This is a genomic window from Endozoicomonas sp. ALD040 (genome assembly GCF_049275945.1).
Lineage (GTDB): Bacteria > Pseudomonadota > Gammaproteobacteria > Pseudomonadales > Endozoicomonadaceae > Endozoicomonas_A.
Map to the genome: position 1 here is coordinate 2,123,147 of NZ_CP184829.1, position 24,011 is coordinate 2,147,157.

Consider the following 24,011-nt stretch of genomic DNA (forward strand, 5'->3'; position numbering starts at 1 on the left):
CCGGGTCAAACAGATCGAATCAATTTCGAATGTCCTTTCCAGGCAGGGAGTAAGTAGTGACTTTGGAACTAAAGAGAAATCGGGCATGGACCCAATAAACAGCAATGCCAGCATTGACAATTCACTCTTGCCAAGACCTGTGCAACCTCAACAGGAGGGAGTACCAACAGGTTTCAGTGCAGTTAAGGAAGTAACTGTCTACGAGAAAAGTCAAAGTTCATTCCTGAATTTACCCGAATTAACACAGCGTAAAATTATTCGCTACCTGAGTTTCCGCGAGATTACCCGTTTAAAAAAGGTATGCAAATATCTTCGCGATCTTGTTGAAAACAATAAAGCTCTGGAAAGAGCCTGGTATCGCCAGTTCCCTTCACCCTACCAATATCAGCCAAAGACCATTGTCAGGACAAAAGATGAGCAGCAACTCCGTAATTGGTTGAAGCCGTTTGCCGACAGGGTCACTGTCGAGTCACTTTTAAAACAACAAAAGAGTATTTATTTTCCTGCTCAGTTAATTTTCACCAACAGTAAACGGATGTCTCAGTGTGAAAAATTTAAGTTCGTGGATAAAACCGAAATTACCCACGCAGGAAAAGTCAAGACGGCCACTTTCAGCCCTGATGACCGTCATCTGGTGACTGCCAGTGCCGATAAAACAGCGAAAATTTATGCTCAGCAAGACGATGGATCATGGCAATCAAAAACCACCATTACTCATGATGATTGGCTCATCTCAGCCAACTTCAGCGCCGATGGCCGCCACCTGATGACCGCCAGTGCCGATAAAACAGTGAAAGTATATGTTCAGGAGGACGATGGATCATGGGAATTAAAAACCACCATTACCCATAATAATTGGGTCATTTCAGCCACCTTCAGCGCCGATGGCCGCCATCTCTTAACCGCCAGTCACAATAAAACAGCAAAGATCTATGGTCTGGAGGACGATGGATCATGGAAAGTAAAAGCCACCATTTGCCATGATAAATTGATTAATTTTGCCAGCTTCAATGCTGAGGGCCGCCATGTGGTGACCGTCAGTGGCGATAGAACGGTGAAGACCCATAGTCAGTGGGACGATAGCTCATGGAAACTGGAGGACACTGTTCATGAACGTTATGTCACTTCGGCCAAGCTCAGTCCCGATGGCCGACATCTGGTGATCCTCGGTGTAGATTACGCGCTAAAAATTTATGCCCGGGGGGCCGCTGGATCATGGGTAAAAAAAGCGCCCCTGCAACACAAGAGCACAATCACCTCTGTCAATTTCAGCACCGATAGCCGCCATCTGGTGACCACCAGTTTAGATCGCACGGCAAAAATCTGTGACCTGCAAGCCGATGGATCATGGCAAGAAATAACCAGGATTCATCATGATGGTGCGGTCTGGGCAGCCAACTTCAGCGCTGATGGCCGCCATCTGGTGACCGCCAGTGCTGATAGCACGGCGAAAATCTATAGCCACAAGCTCAATCGGCCATGGGAAGAAAAAGCCTGCATTCACCACAGCGGGACCGTCAACTCTGCCAACTTCAGCGCTGATTGCCTCCATGTAGTAACCACCAGCGATGATAACACGGCGAAAATCAGTGGCCTGCAGGTTGGTGGATCATGGCGGGAAAAAACCATCATTCCTCACAACGGGGAGGTTGTCTCAGCCAGCTTCAGCGCCGATGCCCGAACTGTGATGACCGTTTCCAGAGATAACAAAGCAAGAATCACTGAACTACAGAAGAATGATTGGTGATTGATTGTTTCACTGACCTTAATGTTATGAACTTCCATTACAAAATCGACTCTAACTACAACAGAATCTAATCAAGCTTGAATGCCTTCTTCAAGCGAGCATAAATTCTGGCTGTGGAGCTTTGGAGTAACCCGATATGAACCCTTTGAAAAACAATTCCAGCAATGACGGTCCATTCTCGTCAATACCTGAGCAACCTCCAATGGAAGGAACGTCGACGACTGTCAGTGCAGGCAGGGACGTTAGTGTCTATCACCAAAATGAATCTTTATTCTTCTGTTTGCCCGACGAACAAAAATCTATGATTGTTCGCTATTTGGGTTTTCGCGAGATTACCCGTTTAGCAAAGACATGCAAATATCTTCGCGATCTTGTTAAAGAAGGAAAAGCTCTGGAAAAAGCATGGTACCGCCGGTTTCCTTCAGCATACCAAAATCCACTGAAGACTCTCATCAGAACAAAAGACAAGCAACAACTCCGTGATTGGTTGAAGACATTTGCAGATAAGGACACCATCGAGTCACTTTTAAAACAAAAAGAAAGTACTTTTTTTCCTCATCAGCTTTTTTTCACCAGCAGTAAACTGATGTCTCAATGTAAAACATTCAACCCGGTGAAAAAAATCGAAATCATCCATACCGAGGCTATCCGAAAAGCCTCCTTCAGCCCTGATAGCTGCCATGTGGTAACTGCCGCCTTTCTTGATGCAGTGAAAATAACTGGCCAGAAGTCCGATGGATCATGGGAAGCAAAACTCGCCATTCCTAATGAAGGTGCTGTCTTCTCAGCCACCTTCAGCGCCGATGGTCATCAAATGGTGACCGCTGGTAATAGCAGCCGTACGAACAACATCTGTGTTCTGGAGGACGATGGATCGTGGAAAGTAAAAACCACCATTTCCCATGGACTTCCGCTCAGCTCAGCCAACTTCAGCCCTGATGACCGCTACTTATTGATCGCCAGTTTGGATATGACGGTGAAAATCTGCACCCGGGAGACCGATGGATCCTGGGAACCAAAATACACTATCTGGCATAATTCTCCGATCATATCGGCCTGCTTTAGTGCCGATGTCAGCCATTTGTTGGTCTCAGATGGAGATAACACTGTGACAATCTATGGTCAGGAGGACGATGGCTCATGGAAAGTAAAAGCCACCATTCCTCATAACGAATCATCTGCAGCCGTGAGGGCCACCTTCAGCCCCGATGGCAGTCTTGTGGTGACCGCTGGTGTCGATTGCGAGGCAAAAATCTATGGCCTGCAGGCCAATGGATCATGGGACAAAATGGCCATCATTCCCCATGATAATTGGGTCAAATCCGCCACCTTCAGCCCCGATGGCGGCCATGTGGTGACCATCAGTGGCAAGACGGTAAAAATCCACGGCCTGCAAACCGATGGTTCATGGAAAGAAATATACACCTTTGCCCATAACGCCCGGATCACATCGGCCAGCTTCAGCCCTGATAGCATCCATATGGTGACCACCAGTGAGGATAACACGGCAAAAATTCATAGCCTGCAGGCTGATGGATCATGGGATGTAAAAGCCACTGTTTACCACGATAAGAAGGTCAAATTAGCCAGCTTCAGTCCCGATAGCTGCCTGGTAGTGACCGTCAGTGATGACAAAACAGCGAAAATTTATGGTCTGGAACCCACAGGATCATGGCGGGAAAAAGCCATCATTCCTCACAACGGGGAGGTTGTCTCAGCCAGCTTCAGCGCCGATGCCCGAACTGTGATGACCGTTTCCAGAGATAACAAAGCAAGAATCACTGAACTACAGAAGAATGATTGGTGATTGATTGTTTCACTGACATTAATGTTATGAACTTCCATTACAAAATCGACTCTAACTGCAACAGAATCTAATCAAGCTTGAATGCCTTCTTCAAGCGAGCATAAATACTGGCTGTGGAGCTTTGGAGTAACCCGACATGAACCCTTTGAAAAACAATTCCAGCAATGACGGTCCATTCTCGTCAATACCTGAGCGACCTCCAATGGAAGGAACGTCGACGGCTGTCAGTGCAGGCAGGGACGTTACTGTCTACAACCAAAATGAATCTTTATTCTTCTGTTTGCCCGACGAACAAAAATCTATGATTGTTCGCTATTTGGGTTTTCGCGAGATTACCCGTTTAGCAAAGACATGCAAATACCTTCGCGATCTTGTTAAAGATGAAAAAGCTCTGGAAAGAGCATGGTACCGCCGGTTTCCTTCAGAATACCAAAATCCACTGAAGACCCTCGTCAAAACAAAAGATGAGCAGCAACTCCGTGATTGGTTGATGCCGTTTGCGAATAAGGACACTATCGAGTCACTTTTAACACAAAAAGAAAGTACTTTTTTTCCTGCTCAACTCTTTTTCACCAGCAGTAAACTGATGTCTGAATGTAAAACATTCAACCCGGTGAAAAAAATCGAAATCCCCCATACCGGGGCTATCCGAAAAGCCTCCTTCAGCCCTGACAGCTGCCATGTGGTAACTGCCGACTTTGATGCAGTGAAAATAACTGGCCAGAAGACCGATGGATCATGGGAAGCAAAACTTGCCATTGCTAATGAAGGTTTTGTCTTCTCAACCAGCTTCAGCGCCGATGGTCATCAAATGGTGGCAGGTACCGACGACCAAGCGAAAATCTGTGTTCTGGAAGACGATGGATCGTGGAAAGTAAAAGCCACCATTCACCATGATTTTGTTGTCAGTTCAGCCAGCTTCAGCACTGATGACCGCTACTTATTGACCGCCAGTTTGGATAGAACGTTGAAAATCTGTGGCCAGAAAACCGATGGATCATGGGAAGCAAAATACACTATCTGGCATAATTCACCGGTCAAATGGGCCAGCTTCAGCCCCGATAGCAGTCATTTGTCGGCCTCAGGTGGAGACAAGACTGTGACAATCTATGGTCAGGAGGACGATGGCTCATGGAAAGTAAAAACCACCATTCCTCATAACGAATCACTTGCAGTCGTGAGGGCCACCTTCAGCCCCGATGGCAGTCTTGTGGTGACCGCTGGTGTCGATTGCGAGGCAAAAATCTATGGCCTGCAGGCCAATGGATCATGGGACAAAACGGCCATCATTCCCCATGATAATTGGGTCGAATCCACCACCTTCAGCCCCGATGGCGGCCATGTTGTGACCATCAGTGACAAGACGGTAAAAATCCACGGCCTGCAAACCGATGGTTCATGGAAAGAAGAATACACCTTTGCCCATAACGCCCAGATCACATCGGCCAGCTTCAGCCCTGATAGCATCCATATGGTGACCACCAGTGAGGATAACACGGCAAAAATTCATAGCCTGCAGGCTGATGGATCATGGGATGTAAAAGCCACTGTTTACCACGATAAGGAGGTCAAATTAGCCAGCTTCAGTCCCGATAGCTGCCTGGTAGTGACCGCGAGTGATGACAAAACAGCGAAAATTTATGGTCTGGAACCCACAGGATCATGGGGGGAAAAAGCCATCATTTCTCACAGGGCTGCGGTCTACTTAGTCAGCTTCAGCCCCGATGGCCGAAATGTGTTGACCATAAGTAATGATCACACGGCGACAATCACTGAACTAATGGAAGAACGATTGATGATCGAATGAGCGTATTTTGCTGAAAACCGAATAAAAAACAGCCTTATATTGAGAGCACGATGGCAATTTTTGCACTGGACTCTCAATGAAACGTTTCTTTCTATCCTTTTCCCGGGTCAGGACTCTTCTTTTTCTTAACTCAATATTTTGAACTTCCATTACAAAACCGACTCTATTTAGAACGAAGCCATTTTGAATGTCCTTTTCTATGTGAGGATAAATATTGACTCTGGAGGAGCTACTCATGGTCCCTTTGAACAACAATTCCAGCAATGACGGTTCACTCTCGTCAATACCTGAGCGACCTCCAATGGAAGGAACGACGACGGCTGTCAGTACAGGCAGAGACGTTACTGTCTACAACCAAACGCAATCTTTATTCTTCTATTTGCCCGACGAACAAAAATCTATGATTGTTCGCTATTTGGGTTTTCGCGAGATTACCCGTTTAGCAAAGACATGCAAATACCTTCGCGATCTTGTTAAAGAAGAAAAAGCTCTGGAAAGAGCATGGTACCGCCGATTTCCTTCAGAATACCAAAATCCACTGAACACCCTCGTCAAAACAACAGATGAGCAACAACTCCGTGATTGGTTGATGCCGTTTGCAAATAAGGACACTATCGAGTCACTTTTAACACAAAAAGAAAGTACTTTTTTTCCTGCTCAACTCTTTTTCACCAACAGTAAACTGATGTCTCGATGTGAAAAATTCAAGTTAGTGGAAAAAATCGAAATCACCCATGGTGCAATAGTCAACACGGCCACCTTCAGCACCGATGGTCGCCATCTGGTGACCGGAAGTGATGATAATACCGCGAAAGTTTATGGTCAGGAGGACGATGGAACATGGAAACCAAAAACCACCATTTTCCATAATGATAAGGTTTCTCTAGCTAATTTCAGCCCCAATGGCCGCCATCTGGTAACCGCCAGTAAAGATCACACAGCGAAAATCTACGCCCTGAAGGATGATGGATCATGGGAAGAAAAAGCCATCATTACCCATAGGGACTGGCTCATTTCAGCCGCCTTCAGCCCCGATGGCCGCCATCTGTTAACCGCCAGTCTAGAACAAACAGCGACAATCCATGGTTTGGAGGACGATGGGTCATGGGAACTGAAGGCCTCCATTTTCCATGAAAAATCAATCATTTCAGCCGACTTCAGCGCTGATGGGCGCCATGTGTTCACCTTCGGCGATGGTGTGTTGGGGATCCATAGTCAGTCGGAAGATGGATCATGGGAAATAGAGGGCACTATCGATGAGAGACTTATCGTTGTGACCAGGTTCAGCTCCGATGGCCGTCATCTGGCGGTTTGTATTATAGGAGACGGTCTGAAAATCTACAGTCTGGGGGCCGCCGGATCATGGGTAAAAAATGACCCTCCTCTACACATAGGCAGGGTCGAGTCTGCCAACTTCAGCGCCGATAGCTGCCACCTGGCAACTGCCAGTAGAGATTGCACGGCGAAAATCTATGGCCTGCAGTCCGATGGATCATGGAAACAAACAGCCCTGATTAAGCATGATGTTGTGGTCTTCTCAGCCAACTTCAGCGCCGATAGCCGCCATGTGGTGACCATTGATGGTGATAATACGGCAAAAATCTATACCCGGAATGCCGCTGGAAAATGGTTAGAAAAAGGCAGCTTTACCTTCACACAGCCGATCGACTCGGCTAACTTCAGCGCCGATAGCCGACATCTGGCAATCGTCAATCTGGATCACACAGCAAAAATCTATGGCCTACAGGAAGATGGTTCATGGGTAATAAAAGCCACCATTGTCCACAAAGGTTATATCCTGTCAGCCAACTTTAGTGCCGATGGTTGCCTTGTGGTGACCGCCAGTCATGACAGAAAGGCAAAAATTTATGGCCTGAGAAGGGATGGAACATGGGTAGAAAAAGCCACCATTCAACACAATGCAAGCCTCTTCTCAGCCACCTTCAGCGCCGATAGCCGACATCTATTGACCGCCAGTGAAGAAGATTACAAGGTGAAAATCACTGAACTACAGGGGAACGATTGATGATTGTATGAGTACAAAGCCTGATAACGGCAGGCGACATTAGACGTGTTTTTGCAGAAATGACCGAGCAAAGCGAGTGGTGGTTTTTTGTGCGAACGGTTTCTCTTAATTCCACTGGTCTGAATATTTTGAACTTCCGTTATAAAACCGACTCTAAAAGGTTTAATCAATTTTGAATGCCCTTTCCAAGTGAGGATAAATATTGACTTAGGAGCTTTGGAGGAGCCCGATATGACCCCTTTGAACAACCATTCCAGCAATGACGGTTCACTCTCGTTAATACCTGAGCAACCTCCACTGGAAGGAACGTCGACGGCTGTCAGTGCAGGCAGGGACGTTAGTGTCTATCACCAAAAGCAATCTTTATTTTTCTGTTTGCCCGACGAACAAAAATCTATGATTGTTCGCTATTTGGCTTTTCGCGAGGTTACCCGTTTAGCAAAGACATGCAAATATCTTTACGATCTTGTTAACGAAGAAAAAGCTCTGGAAAAAGCATGGTACCGCCGGTTTCCTTCAGCATACCAAAATCCACTGGATACTCTCGTCAGAACAAAAGATGAACAACAACTCCGTGATTGGTTGAAGGCATTTGCGGATAAGGACACTATCGGGTCACTTCTAACACAAAAAGAAAGTACTTTTTTTCCTGCTCAGCTCTTTTTCACCAACAGTAAACTGATGTCTCAATGTGAAACATTCAGCCCGGTGGTAAAAATCGAAATTCCCAATGTCGAGACTAAAAATAAAGCTTCCTTCAGCCCCGATAGCAGCCATTTGGTGACTGTCGACCTTGATCAAACAGCGAAAATCACAGGCCAGAAGACCGATGGATCATGGGTAGTAAAAACCACCACCATTCCCCATGAGAGTCTTATCTTGTCACCCACTTTCAGTCCCGATGGTCATCTGATGGTGACCGACAGTCACGACTGCCATGCAAAAATCTGTGCTCAGGAGGACGATGGCTCGTGGAAAGTAAAAGACACCATTGCCCGTGAATTTGAGCTCACCATGTCCACCCCTCTCAGTTTTTCGGTCACATCAGCCACCTTCAGCACCGATGGTCGCTGCTTATTGACCAGCTGTATGGATGGGACGGTGAAAATCTATGACCAGGAGACTGATGGATCATGGAAAACAAAATACACTATCAGGCAAAATCCTACGGTCCTAGGGGCCAGCTTCAGCGCCGACAGCAGTCATTTGTTGGTCTGTGGAGAAAACAATGTAACTATCTACGGCCAGAAGGACGATAGCTCATGGGAAGTCAAAGTCACTATTAACCATGATAATTCAGTCAGGTCCGCCAGCTTTAGCGCCGATGGCAGCTATGTGGCAACCGCCAGCGAAGAGGGTACGGCAAAAATCTATGGCCTGCAGTCCGATGGATCATGGGAAAAAATCACCATCACTACCTATAATGTTCGGCTCTATTCAGCCACCTTCAGTCCCGATAGCCGCCATCTGTTGACCATATATGAGGATAACACGGTAGAAATCCATGGCCCGCAAACCGATGGGCCATGGCAAGTAAAATACACCTTTAAGCATAACGACCGGATCAGGTCGGCCAGCTTCAGCCCTGATAGCAATCATATGGTGACCACCAGTATGGATAACACGGCAAAAATCCACTGCCTGCAGGCTGATGGATCATGGAAAGTAAAAGCCACTATTTGCCACAAAGATTATGTCCTGTCAGCCGCCTTCAGTCCCGATAGTTGTCATTTAGTAACCGCCAGTCTGGATTGTACAGCGAAAATTTATGGCCCGGGACCCAAAGGACCATGGGAGAAAAAAGCCATCATTTCTGACAGTTGTGGGATCCTATGGGCCATCTTCAGCCCCGATGGCCGAAATGTGTTGACCATGAGTAAAAAAGATTGCACGGCGAAAATCATTGAACTGCAGAAGAACGACTGATGATCGAATGTTCCACTTGTGAACTTTCATCATAGAACCGAGTCTAAACGGTCTAATCAATTTTGAATGTCCTTTCCAGGCAAGGATAAATACTGAATCTGAATTTTTGAAGGATCCGAGAATGAATCCTCTTAACAACAATTCCGGCATTGACGGTCCACCCTCGACAACACCGAAGCAACCTCGGCTGGAAGCCGCGCCAACGGGTATCAGTGCGGGCAGGGACGTTACTGTCTATAACCAACATCAATCTTTCTTCTTCCGTTTGCCCGACGAAACAAAAACGATGATTATTCGTTATCTGGGCTTTCGAGAGATTACTCATTTAGTAAAGGTATGCAGATATCTTCGCGATCTTGTTAAAAATCATAAAGCTATGGAAAGTGCATGGTATCGCCGGTTTCCTTCATCACACCAATATCAATTAAAAGCTATGATTGCGACAAAAGATGAGCAACAACTCCGCGATTGGTTGCAACCGTTTGCGAATAAAGACACTGTCGAGTCACTTTTAAAACAGCAGGAAAGTACTTATTTTCCTCTTCAGCTCCTTTTCATCAACAGTAAACTGATGTCTGAATGTAGAAAATTCAAGTTAGCAGAAAAAGCCAGAATTACTCATTCCTACAAAATCGGAACAGCCACCTTCAGCGCCGACAGCCGCCATCTGTTAACCGCCAGTTTGGACAGGACGCTGAAAATCTATAGCCAGCAGTCTGGTGGGACATGGCAAGAAACCGCCAACATTACCCATAACGGTTCAGTCAGGTCGGCCAGCTTCAGCTCCGATAGCCATCATGTGTTGGCCACCATTTATGATAGGACAGTGAATATCTATGGTCGGGAGGACGATGGATCATGGAAAGCAAATGCCATCATTCCCCATGTTGTCGGTGTCAAGTCAGCCAACTTCAGTGCAGATGGGCGCCGTGTGGTGATTGTCGTTGAAGATCATACGGCGAAAATCTTTGCTCAGGTGGACAATGTATCATGGGAATTGGAGGACACTATTCACCTCATTAGTCAGAACGTTTCGGCCAGTTTCAGCCCCGATGGCCGTCATCTGGCGATCTACGGTTTAAATTTCGCTCTGGAAATCTATTGTCAGTCAGACGCTGGATCATGGGTAGGAAAAGCCGTCATTCCACACGATAGCCCAATCGACTCAGCCAACTTCAGCACCGATAGCTGCCATCTGGTAACCACCAGTTTCGATTACGCGGCGAATATCTTTAACCTGCAGGTCGATGGATCATGGAAAAAAACAGCCACGATTCAACATGGTAATTTTATCACCTCAGCCAACTTCAGCGCCGATTGCCTCCATCTGGTAACCGCAAGCCGGGATTTCACGGCAAAAATCTATGGCCTGAAGTCCGATGGGTCATGGCAAAGAATAACCACCATTACCCATAATGATTGGGTCTGCTCTGCCATCTTCAGTGCCGATGGTTGCCATCTGGTAACCGCCAGTGACGATCGTACGGCGAAAATTTATGGTCTGCAGACCGATGGAACCTGGGCAAAAAAAGCCAACATTACCCATGAGGGCCCTGTCCTTTCAGCCACCTTCAGTGCTGATGGCCATCATCTGGTAACCACCAGTCGGGACTGTAAAGCAAAAATTTGTGGTCTGGAGGCCGATGGGTCATGGCTGGTAAAAGCCATCATTGAACACAAGCGAACTGTCAACTCAGCTAACTTCAGCCCCGATATCCGAAATGTGGTGACCACCTGCTATGATGACACGGCAAGAATTACTGAACTTCAGAAGAACGGTTGATCATAGAATAAAAAAATGTCTTTCTGTCATTTTCCCGAATCAGGGCTCAGTTTTTCGTTAGTTTCACTGGCCTCAATGTTATGAACTCCCATTATAAAACCAACTCTAAAAGATCGAATCAATTTTGAATGTCCTTCCTGAGCGACGATAAATACCGACCTCAGAGCTACGGAGAAATCAGACATGGACGCCATGAAAAGCCATTCCAGCATTGACGGTCCACTCGCGCCAACGCCCAAGCGACCTCGACTGGAGGGAATCCCAACGGGTGTCAGCGCCGGCAGACAGGTTACCGTAAATGACCAAAAAACACCTTCATTCCTCGATTTGTCCGACCTGACACATTCCATGATTATACGCTGTTTAGGTTTTCGGGAGATTACCCGTTTAGCAAAGGTATGCAGATATTTTCACCATCTCATAAAAAAAGATAAGGCTCTGGAAAAAGCATGGTATCGCCGATTTTCTTCACCACACCAATATCAACTGAAAACAATCTTTGCAGCAAAAAATGATCAACAACTCAGCGATTGGTTGAAGCCGTTTGCGAATAAGGGCACTGTAAAGTCACTCGTAAAAAAACGGAATAATGCTTATTTTCCGGCGCTGTTCCTTTTCACCAACAGTAAACAAATGGCTCGATGTGAAACATTCAAGCCCGTAACAAAAACCAAAATTAAACACTTTGACGATGTCAACACGGCCAACTTTAGTGCTGATAGCCGACATTTCGCGACCGCAAGTCTCGATAATACGGTGCGAATCTGTGACCAGAAGACCAATGGATCATGGAAAAAAAAAGCCATCATTAACCATTATAATCGGGTCATATCAGCTACCTTCAGTGTCGATGGCCGTCACTTGGTGACCGCCAGTCGTGATCACACAGCGAAAATCTGTGGTCGGGCGGACGATGGGTCATGGGAAGTAAAAAAAACCATTTTCCATAACAGAAAGGTCAACTCAGCCACCTTCAGTGCTGATGGCCAACGCCTGGTAACCACCAGTGACGATTGCACGGCAAAAATCTGTGCTCAGGCAGACGATGGTTCATGGGAAGAAGAGGCCATTATTCACCATTATGCTGTGGCCGATTGGGCCAGCTTCAGCTCCGATGGCAGTCATTTGTTGGTCTGTGGAGATAACAATGTAGCAATCTACGTTCAGCAGGCCAATGGATTATGGGGAGTAAAAGCCACTATTACCCATAATCTCACGGTCTTCTCAGCTGCCTTCAGTGCCGATGGCCGCCATATGGTAACCGCCAGTGGAGATAAGACGGCAAAAATCCAGAGCCTGCGGACCAGTGGGTCATGGGAAGAAGTCGCCACCATTTCCCACGATGATGCGGTTTACTTAGCCAAATTCAGTGCCGATGGCCTTTATCTGGTGACCACCAGCCAGGATGAAACGGCAAAAATCCATGGCCTGCAGAGCGATGGATCATGGAAAGAAGAAATCACCATTCAACATGAGAAGGCAGTCATCTCAGCCAATTTCAGCGCCGATTGCTGCCATGTGGCGACCGCCAGTGCTGACAATACGTCGAAAATTTATGGCCTCCGGGCCGATGGGTCATGGGTAGAAAAAGTGACCATCACCCACGACGATTGGGTCCTGTCAGCCACTTTCAGCGCCGATGCATGCCTCGTGGTGACCGCGAGTTGCGACAAAACAGCGAAAATTTATGGTCTGGGGAGCAGTGGGTCATGGGTAGAAAAAGCCACCATTAACCACAAGAGTGCAGTCACCTCAGCCAAATTCAGCATGGATAGCCGACATGTGGCGACCGCCAGTAAAGATAAAACGGCGAGAATCACTGAACTGGTGAAGAGGGATTGATGACCGAATGAACGTATTATTGCTCAGAAGCGATTAGCAGACAGCGTTATGTCAAAAGCCCGATGGCAATTTTTTGCACCAGGCTCTCAATAAAAAAATGTCTTTCTATCCTTTTCCCGGATCAGGGCTCTTCTTTTTCTTAATGCCAATGACCTCAATAGTTTGAACTTCCATGACAAAACCGGGTCAAACAGATCGAATCAATTTAACAACTTTTTCCCACGCTGGGACCCACAGGGCCTGAAAGCATGGGAACCGGATATTATTCATTTTAAATATCCTTTTTCTATGCGGGGATAAATATTGACCCTGGCGCTCTGGAGGAGCTGCTCATGACCCCTTTGAACAATAATTCCAGTAATGACGGTTCACTCTCACCAACACCTAAGCAGCCTCAACTCGAGCAAGCGCCAACGGGCATGGTTGCAGGCAGGGATGTTACTGCATATAACCAAAATCAATCTTCATTCTTCTGTTTGCCCGACGAATCAAAAACCATGATTATTCGCTATCTGGGTTTTCGGGAGATTACCCGTTTAGTAAAGGTCTGCAAATATTTTCGCGATCTTGTTGAAAACCAAAAAGCTCTGGAAAGAGCCTTGTATCGCCGGTTTCCTTCACCACTCCAATATCAACTGAAGAGCATCGCTACGACAAAAGATGAACAACAACTCCGTGACTGGTTGAAACCGTTTACGAATATGGACACTGTCGAGTCACTCGTAAAACAACAAAAGAGTATTTATTTTCCTGCTCTGCTCTTTTTCAACAACAGTAAACTGATGTCTCAAAGTGAAACATTTAACTTAAAGACAAAAACCGAAATGACCCATCCTAATGATATCTTTGTAGTCACCTTAAGCGCCGATAGCCGTAACTTAGTGACCGCCAGTTTTGATGGTACAGTGAAAATCTGTAGTCAGGAAACCGATGGATCATGGAAACTAAAAGCCTCCATTCCCAGAAATGGTTGGGTCAAAAAAGCTTTTTTCAGCACTGATAACCGGCATGTGTTGGTCGTCAATCGTTTCAGGGTGGAAATCTATGGTACGAAGGAGGATGGATCATGGGAAGCAAAAGCCAGCATTTCCCATAATAATTCGGTCATTTCAGCCGCCTTCAGTGCTGATGGTCAGCATGTGTTGACAGTCAGTTTCAATAATACGCTGAAAATCTATGGCCAGAAGACCGATGGATCATGGGAAGTAAAATACAGTATTAACTATGATCTTTCGATCTGGTTGGCCAGCTTCAGCGCCGATGGCCGTCGTCTATTGGTCCTTACTTCATCTGACACTCCGATAATCTATGGTCAGAAAGACGATGGATCATGGGAAGTAAAAGCCAACCTTACTGGTGAGAGTGATGTCAATTGGGCCTGCCTCAGCTCCGATGGCCGTCATGCGTTGATCCGCGTTGGACCTAACACTTTGAAAATCTACGGTCAGGAAGCCCTTGGATCATGGGAAGTCAAAGCCACAATTACACATAATCATATTGTCAGCGCAACCACCTTTAGCGACGATTGCCGCCATCTTGCAGTCATCTGTTTCGATAATACAGCGAAAATATATGACCTGCAGGACGATGGATCATGGAAAGAAATAGCCACGGTTTCTCATGATGAATCTATCTACTCTGTCAGGTTCAGCGCCAATGGTCGCCATCTGGTGACCAAAGGTGGTGATTATAGGGCGAAAGTCTATGGTCAGGAGACCCCTGGATCATGGGTAAAAAAAACTACCATTGAACACAATGGGTTGATCAACTCAACCAGTTTCAGCGCCGATGGCAGCCATTTGGTGACCGCCAGTGCTGACAGAACAGCCAGAATCTATGGCCTTGAGGCCGGTGGATCCTGGGTAAAAAAAGCCACCATAGCCCACAAAGATACGGTCCGATCCGCCACCTTCAGTGTCGATGGTTGCCTTGTGGTGACCGCCAGCCACGATAACACGGCGCAAATTTATGGTCTGGGGAAGGATGGGTCATGGGTAAAAAAAGCCACCGTTGTACACAATGAAGCCGTCATCTCAGCCACCTTCTGCGCCGATGGCCGACATGTGGTGACCACCAGTGGAGATTACAAAGTGAGAATCACTGAGCTATGGAAGAACGATTGATGATCGAATGAACGTATTTTTGCTCAGAACCGATTAGCAAACAGCGTTATATCAAAAGCCTGATGGTAATTTTTGCACTGGGCTCTCAATAAAAAAAATGCCTTTCTATCCTTTTCCCGGATCGGGGCTCTTCTTTTTAATGCCACTGACCTCAATAGTTTGAACTTCCATGACAAAACCGAGTCAAACAGATCGAATCACTCGTTCCCACGCTGGGACCCAAAGCGCCTGAAAGCATGGGAACCAGATTTATTCATTTTGAATGTCCTTTTCTATGCGCGCTTTTCTATGCGGGGATAAATATTAACTCCGAAGCTCTGGAGGAGCTGCTCATGACCCCTTTGAACAACAATTCCAGTAATGACGGTTCACTCTCGCCAACACCTGAGCAGCCTCGACTCGAGCCAGCGCCAACGGGCAGGGTTGCAGGCAGGGATGTTACTGCATATGACCAAAATCAATCTTCATTCTTCTGTTTGCCCGACGAATCAAAAACCATGATCATTCGCTATCTGGGTTTTCGGGACATTACCCGTTTAGTAAAGGTATGCAAATATTTTCGCGATCTTGTTGAAAACCATAAAGCTCTGGAAAGAGCTTGGTATCGCCAGTTGCCTTCACCACTCCAATATCAACTGAAGACCATCGCTACGACAAAAGATGAACAACAACTCCGTGACTGGTTGAAACCCTTTGCGAATAAGAACGCTGTTGAGTCACTCGTAAAACAACAAAAGAGTACTTATTTTCCTGCTCTGCTCTTTTTCAACAACAGTAAACTGATGTCTCAAAGTGAAACATTTAACTTAAAGACAAAAACCGAAATGACCCATCTTGACAAAATCTCGGTAGCCACTTTAAGCACCGATAGCCGCCACTTAGTGACCGCCAGTTTGGATGATACAGTGAAGATCTGCAGCCAGGAGACCGATGGATCATGGAAAGTAAAAGCCTCCACTCCCGATAGTGGTTGGGTCCAAAAAGCCATTTTCAGTACCGATAACCGCCATGCGTTGGTCATCAGTATTCTCTGGGCGCGAATCTATAGTATGAAGGAAGATGGATCATGGGAAGCAAAAGCCACCATTTCCCATAATCGTTGGGTCGTCTCAGCCACCTTCAGTGCTGATGGTCGCCATGTGTTGACCGCCAGTTTCGACAAGACGCTGAAAATCTACGGCCAGAAGACCGATGGATCATGGGAAGCAAAATACATTATTAACTGTGATACTCCGATCAGGACGGCCAGCTTCAGCGCCGACGCCCGTCATTTGTTGGTTGTCGATACATCTGGCGTTGCGACAATCTATGGTCAGAAGGACGATGGACCATTGGAAGCAGAAGCTACCCTTGCTGGTGAGAGTCGTGTCGACTGGGCCTGCCTCAGCTCCGATGGCCGTCATGCGTTGTTCTGCATCGGACATAACACTTTGAAAATCTGGGCTCAGGAGGCTACCGGATCATGGGAAATCAAAGCCATCATTACCCATAATCGTGTTATCAACTCAGCCACTTTCAGCGAAGATTGCCAACATCTTGCAACCGCCAGTTACGATAATACAGCGAAAATATGTGACCTGCAGGACGATGGATCATGGAAAGAAATAGCCACGGTTTCTCATGATGAATCTATCTACTCTGTCAGGTTCAGCGCCAATAGTCGCCATCTGGTGACCAGAGGTAGTGATTATAGGGCGAAAGTCTATGGTCAGGAGACCCCTGGATCATGGGTAAAAAAAACTACCATTGAACACAATGGGTTGATCAACTCAACCAGTTTCAGCGCCGATGGCAGCCATTTGGTGACCGCCAGTGCTGACAGAACAGCCAGAATCTATGGCCTTGAGGCCGGTGGATCCTGGGTAAAAAAAGCCACCATAGCCCACAAAGATAGGGTCCGATCCGCCACCTTCAGTGTCGATGGTTGCCTTGTGGTGACCGCCAGCCAAGATAACACGGCACAAATTTATGGTCTGGGGAAGGATGGGTCATGGGTAAAAAAAGCCACCGTTGTACACAATGAAGCCGTCATCTCAGCCACCTTCTGCGCCGATGGCCGACATGTGGTGACCACCAGTGGAGATTACAAAGTGAGAATCACTGAGCTATGGAAGAACGATTGATGATCGAATGAACGTATTTTTGCTCAGAACCGATTAGCAAACGGCGTTATATCAAAAGCCTGATGGTAATTTTTGCACTGGGCTCTCAATAAAAAAAATGCCTTTCTATCCTTTTCCCGGATCAGGGCTCTTCTTTTTCTTAATGCCAATGACCTCAATAGTTTGAACTTCCATGACAAAATCGAGTCATATAGATCGAATCACTCGTTCCCACGCTGGGACCCAAAGGGCCTGAAAGCATGGGAACCAGAGTTATCCATTTTGAATGTCCTTTTCTATGTGAGGATAAATATTGACTCCGAAGCTCTGGAGAAGCTACTCATGACCCCTTTGAACAATAATTCCAGTAATGACGGTTCACTCTCACCAACACCTGAGCAGCCTCGACTCGAGCAAGCACCAACGGGCATCGTTGCAGGCAGGGATGTTACTGCATATAACCAAAATCAATCTTCATTCTTTTGTTTGCCCGACGAATCAAAAACCATGATTATCCGCTATCTGGGTTTTCGGGAGATTACCTGTTTAGCCAAGGTATGCAAATACCTTCGCGATCTTGTTGAAAACCATAAGTCTCTGGAAAGAGCCTGGTATCAACGGTTTACTTCACCACACCAGTATCAACTAAAGACCATCGTTACCACAAAAGATGAGCAACAACTCCGTGACTGGTTGAAGCCGTTTGCGAATAAGGACACTGTCGAGTCGCTCGTAAAAAAACAACAGAGTACTAATTTTCCTGCTCTGCTCCTTTTCAACAACAGTAAGCTGATGTCTCAATGTGAAACATTTAACTTAGAGACAAAAACCGAAATCACCCATCCTGAAAAAATCTTAACAGCCACCTTAAGCGCCGATAGCCGCCACTTAGTGACTGCCAGTTTGGATGGTACAGTGAAGATCTGTAGCCAGGAGACCGATGGATCATGGAAAGTACAAGTCTCCACTCCCAGTAATGGTTCGTTCAAAAAGGTCATTTTCAGCACCGATAACCGCCATGTGTTGGTCGACTTTCGTCTCTGGGCGGAAATCTACGGTATGAAGGAGGATGGATCATGGGAAGCAAAAGCCACCATTGCCCATAATCATTGGATCTGCTCAGCCACATTCAGTGCTGATGGTCGTCATGTATTCACCGTCAGCCTCGATAATACGCTGAAAATCTTCGGCCAGAATACCGATGGATCATGGGAAGCAAAATACACCATTAACTGTGATACTCCGGTCATTTTTGCCAGCTTCAGCGCCGATGGCCGTCATCTGCTGGTTGTCAATACATCTGACGTTGCGACAATCTATGATCTGGAAGACGATGGGTCATTAAAAGCAAAAGCCACCATTACTGATACGAATGGTGCCAGTCAGGCCCGCCTCAGCTCCGATGGCCGTCATGCGCTGATCCGTATTGGTTATAACACTTTGAAAATCTGCGGTGAGCAGGCCATTGGGTCATGGGATGTAAAAGCGACCATTACCCATAATCATAATATCGGCTTAACCACTTTCAGCGAAGATTGCCGCCATCTTGCAACCGCCAGTTTCGATCATACAGCGAAAATATGTGACCTGCAGGACGATGGATCATGGAAAGAAATAACCACGATTTCTCATGATAGTTTTGTCTACTCAGTCGAGTTCAGCGCCGATGGCCGCCATTTAGTGACCGCCAGTGGTGATAATACGGCGAAAGTCTATGGTCAGGAGACCCCTGGATCATGGGTAATAGAAGCCATCATTGAACACAATGGGAGTATCACCGCAACCAGGTTCAGCGCCGATGGCTGTCATTTAGTGACCGCCAGTGGTGATAAAACGGCTCAAATCTATGGCCTTGAGGCCGGTGGATCGTGGGTAAAAAAAACCACCATTGTCCACGAAGGCTGGATCCGATCAGCCACTTTCAGTGCCGATGGATGCCTTGTGGCGACCGCCAGTGAGGATAACACGGCGCAAATTTATGGTCTGGGGAAGGACGGAACATGGGTAAAAAAAGCCACCGTTCTGCACAATAAAACCGTTATCACAGCCAGTTTCTGCACCGATAGCCGACATGTGGTGACCACCAGTGAAGATTACAAAGTGAGAATCACTGAACTATTGAAGAGCGATTTTTCTTGATGTCAATGGCCCCAATATTTTGAACTTCCATTACAAAACCGACTCTAGCAGCCTGTCGGACTTAAGACTGTCCTTTTCTATGCGGGGATAAATATTGACTCTGGAGCTCTGGAGGAGCTGCTCATGACCCCTTTGAACAATAATTCCAGTAATGACGGTTCACTCTCACCAACACCTAAGCAGCCCCGACTCGAGCAAGTGCCAACGGGCATGGTTGCAGGCAGGGATGTTACTGCATATAACCAAAATCAATCTTCATTCTTCTGTTTGCCCGATGAAATAAAAACCAAGATTATTCACTATCTGGGTTTTCGCGAGATTACCCGTTTAGCAGAGGTATGCAAACATCTTCGCGATCTTGTTGAAAACCATAAAGCTCTGGAAAGAGCTTGGTATCGCCAGTTGCCTTCACCACTCCAATATCAACTGAAGACCATCGCTACGACAAAAGATGAACAACAACTCCGTGACTGGTTGAAACCCTTTGCGAATAAGGACGCTGTTGAGTCACTCGTAAAACAACAAAAGAGTACTTATTTTCCTGCTCTGCTCTTTTTCAACAACAGTAAACTGATGTCTCAAAGTGAAACATTTAACTTAAAGACAAAAACCGAAATGACCCATCTTGACAAAATCTCGGTAGCCACTTTAAGCGCCGATAGCCGCCACTTAGTGACCGCCAGTTTGGATGATACAGTGAAGATCTGCAGCCAGGAGACCGATGGATCATGGGCAGCAAAATACATTATTAACTGTGATACTTCGATCAAGTCGGCCAGTTTCAGCGCCGATGCCCGTCATTTGTTGGTTGTCGATACATCTGACGTTGCGACAATCTATGGTCAGAAGGACGATGGACCATTGGAAGCAAAAGCCACCATTACTGATCGGAGCCGTGTCAACTGGGGCTGCCTCAGCTCAGATGGCCGTCATGCGTTGTTCTACATTGGACGTAACACTTTGAAAATCTGCGCTCAAGAGGCTACTGGATCATGGGAAATCAAAGCCATCATTATCCATAATCGTGTTATCAACTCAGCCACTTTCAGCGAAGATTGCCAACATCTTGCAACCGCCAGTTACGATAATACAGCGAAAATATGTGACCTGCAGGACGATGGATCATGGAAAGAAATAGCCACGGTTACTCATGATAATTTTGTCTGCTCTGTCGATTTCAGTGCCGATGGTCGCCACCTGGTGAGTATAAGTGATGATAAAACGGCGAAAATCTTCAGTCAGGAAAGCCCTGGATCATGGGTAAAAAAAGCCACCATTGAACACAATGAGATTATCGCCACAGCCAGCTTCAGTGCTGATGGCCGACATGTAGTTACTACCAGTGAAGATCACAAGGTGAGAATCACTGAGCTATGGAAGAACAGTAGTTTGAACTTCCATGACAAAATCGAGTCTATATAGATCGAATCAGTTTTGGATGTCCTCTCTAAGTCCTAACAACTCGTTCCCACGCTCTGAGGGTGTCGCAAAACTTCAACAGCTCGTTCTCACGCTCTGAAGTCGTCATTCCCGCGAAGGCGGGAATCCAGCGCCAACGGTGGATCTCTGCCTTCTCGGGGATGACAAGGCCAGGGGGACACCGGGCAGTAGGGTTCTGGTGGAGAGTCAGTGTGGATTCCCGCCTTCGCGGGAATGACGAGAATGAAGCCGGGAATGACGAGAATAAGTCCTTTGGATGTCCTCTCTAAGTCCTAATAACTCGTTCCCACGCTCTGAGGGTGTCGCAAAACTTCAACAGCTCGTTCTCACGCTCTGAAGTCGTCATTCCCGCGAAGGCGGGAATCCAGCGCCAACGGTGGATCTCTGCCTTCTCGGGGATGACAAGGCCAGGGGGACACCGGGCAGTAGGGTTCTGGTGGAGAGTCAGTGTGGATTCCCGCCTTCGCGGGAATGACGAGAATGAAGCCGGGAATGACGAGAATGAAGCCGGGAATGACGAGAATAAAGCCGGGAATGACGAGAATGAAGGCGGGAATGACGAGAATGAAGCCGGGAATGACGGGAGTCAACGCGTTCCCACGCCGGAGAGAGTTTTGCGACACCCTCGCTCTGCGTGGGAATGCATACAACAACTGAAAAGCGAACTCTGAAGCTCTGGAGGAGCTGCTCATGACCCCTTTGAACAATAATACCAGCAATGACGGTTCACTCTCACCAACACCTAAGCAGCCCCGACTCGAGCAAGTGCCAACAGGCATCGTTGCAGGCAGGGATGTTACTGCATATAACCAAAATCAATCTTCATTCTTTTGTTTGCCCGACGAATCAAAAACCACGATTATCCGCTATCTGGGTTTTCGGGAGATTACCCGTTTAGTAAGGGTATGCAAATATTTTCGCGATCTTGTTGAAAACCATAACGCTCTGGAAAGAGCCTGGTGTCGCCGGTTTCCTTCACCACTCCAATATCAACTCAAGACCATCGCTACGACAAAAGATGAACAACAACTCCGTGACTGGTTGAAACCGTTTACGATTATGGATGCTGTCGAGTCACTCGTAAAACAACAAAAAAGTACTTATTTTCCTGCTCTGCTCTTTTTCAACAACAGCAAACTGATGTCTCAATGTGAAACATTTGACTTAGAGACAAAGACCGAAATTACCCGTTCTAATAATATCTTTGCAGTCACCTTAAGCGGCGATGGCCGCCACTTAGTGACCGTCAGTTTGGACAATACAGTGAAGATCTTTAGCCAGGAGACCGATGGATCATGGGAAGTAAAAGCCTCCACTTCCGACAATGGTTGGGCCAAAGAAGCCATTTTCAGCGCCGATAATCGGCATGTGTTGGTCGTCAGTAGTTTCAGGGCGGGAATCTATAGTGTGAATGAGGATGGATCCTGGGAAGCAAAAGCCACCCTTTCCCATAATAGTTCGGTCATTTCACCCACATTCAGTGCTGATGGTCGCCATGTGTTGACCGCCAGTTTCAATAATACGCTGAAAATCTACGGCCAGAAGACCGATGGATCATGGGAAGTAAAATACAATATCAACTGTGATCTTTCGATCTTGTCGGCCAGCTTCAGCGCCGATGGCCGTCGTCTGTTGGTCCTTACTTCATCTTACGCTCCTATAATCCATGGTCAGAAAGACGATGGGTCATGGGAAGTAAAAGCCAACCTTAATGGTGAGAGTGGTGTCAATTGGGCCTGCCTCAGCTCCGATGGCCGTCATGCGTTGATCCAGGTTGGACATTACACTTTGAAAATCTACGGTCAGGAAGCCATTGGATCATGGGAAGTCAAGGCCACCATTACCCATAATGATATTGTCAACTCAACCACCTTTAGTGACGATTGCCGCCATCTTGCAACCGGCTGTTTCGATAATACAGCCAAAATATGTGACCTGCAGGACGATGGATCATGGAAAGAAATAGCCACAGTTTCTCACGATAGTTCTATCTACTCTGTCAGGTTCAGCGCCAATGGTCGCCATCTGATGGCCCGAAGTGATCGTATAACGGTGCAAGTCTATGGTCAGGAGACCCCTGGATCATGGGTAAAAAAAACCATCATTAAACACAACGGGTGGATCACCACAACCAGGTTCAGCGACGATGGCCGCCATTTAGTGACTGCCAGTTTTGATAAAACAGCGAAAATCTATGGCCGTGAGGCCGGTGGATCCTGGGTAAAAAAAGCCACCATAGTCCACACAGATAAGGTCCGATCCGCTACCTTCAGTGCCGATGGTTGCCTTGTGGTGACTGCCAGTAAGGATAAAACGGCGCAAATTTATGGTCTGGGGAAGGATGGATCATGGGTAAAAAAAGCCACCGTTGTACACAATGAAGCAGTCATCTCAGCTACCTTCTGCGCCGATGGCCGACATGTAGTTACTACCAGTGAAGATCACAGGGTAAGAATCACTGAACTATGGAAGAAGATTTTAGTGATCGAATGAACGTATTTTCAATCTGAACCGATCAACAAACAGCTTTATATCAAAAGCCCGATGGCAAATTTTGCACTGGGCCCTCGGTTGATCCTCGGCACTGGCCAGAGGATCAATCAGCCCAGGTAGTTTGTTCATCCATGGTCTATGCTTCAGCCTCTTCCATCGGTTAACAGGAGCTGAATGTGACGGACACGCTGTTCAACGAACTGAAAAACATCGGCATCAGTGAGGAGCTGGCGGCAAAAGTCAGTGCCTCCCTCGACCCGGACCACAACGCCAGCAAGAAAGACGTGCTCATCATGCAGGAGGCCATCTTGCAGCACCAGGCACACTTCAGTCAAAAAATGGCTGAAATGAATGCCAAGTTTGATGCCGAATTCAAACGACAGAATGCCAAGTTTGATGCCGAATTCAAACAACAGAAGGCCGAGTCAGACGCTCAATTCAAAGAAATGAAAGCCGAGTCAGATGCTCAATTCAAAGAAATGAAAGCCGAGTCAGACGCCCGCTACTACGAACAGAAAGCCGAATCAGACGCCCGCTACCACGAAGTAAAAATGGACAACATCAGGGCATACGCCGAACTAAAAACCGAAATCCACACCACCATCAACCGACAATACCTTGTCACCTTTGGCAGCGCCCTGCTAACCATCGCTTCCGTACTGGCCGTAAACTGGTACTTTCATGTTTAACAGTGCCTGACTTTCGTTTTCTTAATGGCACTGACCTCAATAGTTTGAACTTCCATGAAAAAATCGACTCTATGTAGATCGAATCCA

14 protein-coding genes are annotated in these 24,011 nt (G+C 46.8%); 13 read left to right on the forward strand and 1 reads right to left on the reverse strand.

Features of this window, described 5'->3' with window-relative positions:
• Positions 1-85 precede the first annotated feature (85 nt).
• From ACOJUN_RS07085 to ACOJUN_RS07135, 11 genes are all read left to right on the forward strand, one after another.
• Entirely contained in the window at positions 86-1,747 is a 1,662-nt protein-coding gene (locus ACOJUN_RS07085) for an F-box/WD repeat-containing protein (RefSeq protein ID WP_422135959.1), read from the forward strand.
• Positions 1,748-1,883: 136 nt separating this feature from the next.
• Positions 1,884-3,554 carry an F-box/WD repeat-containing protein gene (locus ACOJUN_RS07090; protein ID WP_422135960.1) on the forward strand — a complete coding sequence of 557 codons (1,671 nt, stop codon included), beginning with the start codon at positions 1,884-1,886 and terminating at the stop codon, positions 3,552-3,554.
• Between the two features lie 136 nt (positions 3,555-3,690).
• Complete coding sequence (locus tag ACOJUN_RS07095; protein ID WP_422135961.1) at positions 3,691-5,361, forward strand: F-box/WD repeat-containing protein; 1,671 nt, start codon at positions 3,691-3,693, stop codon at positions 5,359-5,361.
• A gap of 235 nt (positions 5,362-5,596) precedes the next feature.
• Positions 5,597-7,387 (forward strand): F-box/WD repeat-containing protein, encoded by a 1,791-nt coding sequence (locus ACOJUN_RS07100; RefSeq protein ID WP_422135962.1) that lies wholly within the window; start codon positions 5,597-5,599, stop codon positions 7,385-7,387.
• Positions 7,388-7,618: 231 nt separating this feature from the next.
• On the forward strand, positions 7,619-9,313 hold the full coding sequence (locus tag ACOJUN_RS07105; RefSeq protein ID WP_422135963.1) for an F-box/WD repeat-containing protein: 1,695 nt from the start codon (positions 7,619-7,621) through the stop codon (positions 9,311-9,313).
• A gap of 121 nt (positions 9,314-9,434) precedes the next feature.
• Positions 9,435-11,096, forward strand: a complete 1,662-nt coding sequence (locus ACOJUN_RS07110; RefSeq protein ID WP_422135964.1) for an F-box/WD repeat-containing protein — start codon at positions 9,435-9,437, stop codon at positions 11,094-11,096.
• Between the two features lie 183 nt (positions 11,097-11,279).
• The gene (locus ACOJUN_RS07115; protein ID WP_422135965.1) at positions 11,280-12,938 is read left to right on the forward strand and encodes an F-box/WD repeat-containing protein; all 1,659 of its coding nucleotides are present in this window, start codon (positions 11,280-11,282) and stop codon (positions 12,936-12,938) included.
• A 332-nt stretch (positions 12,939-13,270) separates the two neighbouring features.
• Positions 13,271-15,061, forward strand: a complete 1,791-nt coding sequence (locus tag ACOJUN_RS07120; RefSeq protein WP_422135966.1) for an F-box/WD repeat-containing protein — start codon at positions 13,271-13,273, stop codon at positions 15,059-15,061.
• A 332-nt stretch (positions 15,062-15,393) separates the two neighbouring features.
• A complete protein-coding gene (locus ACOJUN_RS07125; protein WP_422135967.1) occupies positions 15,394-17,184 on the forward strand; it encodes an F-box/WD repeat-containing protein in 1,791 nt (596 codons plus the stop codon).
• A 321-nt stretch (positions 17,185-17,505) separates the two neighbouring features.
• On the forward strand, positions 17,506-19,302 hold the full coding sequence (locus ACOJUN_RS07130) for an F-box/WD repeat-containing protein (protein ID WP_422135968.1): 1,797 nt from the start codon (positions 17,506-17,508) through the stop codon (positions 19,300-19,302).
• Positions 19,303-19,425: 123 nt separating this feature from the next.
• On the forward strand, positions 19,426-20,724 hold the full coding sequence (locus ACOJUN_RS07135; protein WP_422135969.1) for an F-box/WD repeat-containing protein: 1,299 nt from the start codon (positions 19,426-19,428) through the stop codon (positions 20,722-20,724).
• Between the two features lie 344 nt (positions 20,725-21,068).
• Here the strand turns inward: ACOJUN_RS07135 and ACOJUN_RS07140 are convergent, their stop codons facing one another.
• Entirely contained in the window at positions 21,069-21,332 is a 264-nt protein-coding gene (locus tag ACOJUN_RS07140; protein WP_422135970.1) for a hypothetical protein, read from the reverse strand.
• A gap of 100 nt (positions 21,333-21,432) precedes the next feature.
• Here ACOJUN_RS07140 and ACOJUN_RS07145 point away from each other — a divergent pair, with 100 nt between their 5' ends.
• Together ACOJUN_RS07145 and ACOJUN_RS07150 are read left to right on the forward strand one after the other, a co-directional pair.
• Entirely contained in the window at positions 21,433-23,235 is a 1,803-nt protein-coding gene (locus ACOJUN_RS07145; protein WP_422135971.1) for an F-box/WD repeat-containing protein, read from the forward strand.
• Positions 23,236-23,411: 176 nt separating this feature from the next.
• Positions 23,412-23,924, forward strand: coding sequence for a hypothetical protein (locus ACOJUN_RS07150; protein WP_422135972.1), 513 nt, complete (start codon positions 23,412-23,414; stop codon positions 23,922-23,924).
• Positions 23,925-24,011 lie beyond the last annotated feature (87 nt).

Coding starts and splice junctions, on each gene's coding strand:
- ACOJUN_RS07100 (WP_422135962.1), top strand. CDS start 5,597: ATGGTCCCTTTGAACAACAATTCCAGCAATGACGGTTCACTCTCGTCA.
- ACOJUN_RS07120 (WP_422135966.1), top strand. CDS start 13,271: ATGACCCCTTTGAACAATAATTCCAGTAATGACGGTTCACTCTCACCA.
- ACOJUN_RS07130 (WP_422135968.1), top strand. CDS start 17,506: ATGACCCCTTTGAACAATAATTCCAGTAATGACGGTTCACTCTCACCA.
- ACOJUN_RS07145 (WP_422135971.1), top strand. CDS start 21,433: ATGACCCCTTTGAACAATAATACCAGCAATGACGGTTCACTCTCACCA.
- ACOJUN_RS07115 (WP_422135965.1), top strand. CDS start 11,280: ATGGACGCCATGAAAAGCCATTCCAGCATTGACGGTCCACTCGCGCCA.
- ACOJUN_RS07085 (WP_422135959.1), top strand. CDS start 86: ATGGACCCAATAAACAGCAATGCCAGCATTGACAATTCACTCTTGCCA.
- ACOJUN_RS07125 (WP_422135967.1), top strand. CDS start 15,394: ATGACCCCTTTGAACAACAATTCCAGTAATGACGGTTCACTCTCGCCA.
- ACOJUN_RS07110 (WP_422135964.1), top strand. CDS start 9,435: ATGAATCCTCTTAACAACAATTCCGGCATTGACGGTCCACCCTCGACA.
- ACOJUN_RS07095 (WP_422135961.1), top strand. CDS start 3,691: ATGAACCCTTTGAAAAACAATTCCAGCAATGACGGTCCATTCTCGTCA.
- ACOJUN_RS07105 (WP_422135963.1), top strand. CDS start 7,619: ATGACCCCTTTGAACAACCATTCCAGCAATGACGGTTCACTCTCGTTA.
- ACOJUN_RS07135 (WP_422135969.1), top strand. CDS start 19,426: ATGACCCCTTTGAACAATAATTCCAGTAATGACGGTTCACTCTCACCA.
- ACOJUN_RS07090 (WP_422135960.1), top strand. CDS start 1,884: ATGAACCCTTTGAAAAACAATTCCAGCAATGACGGTCCATTCTCGTCA.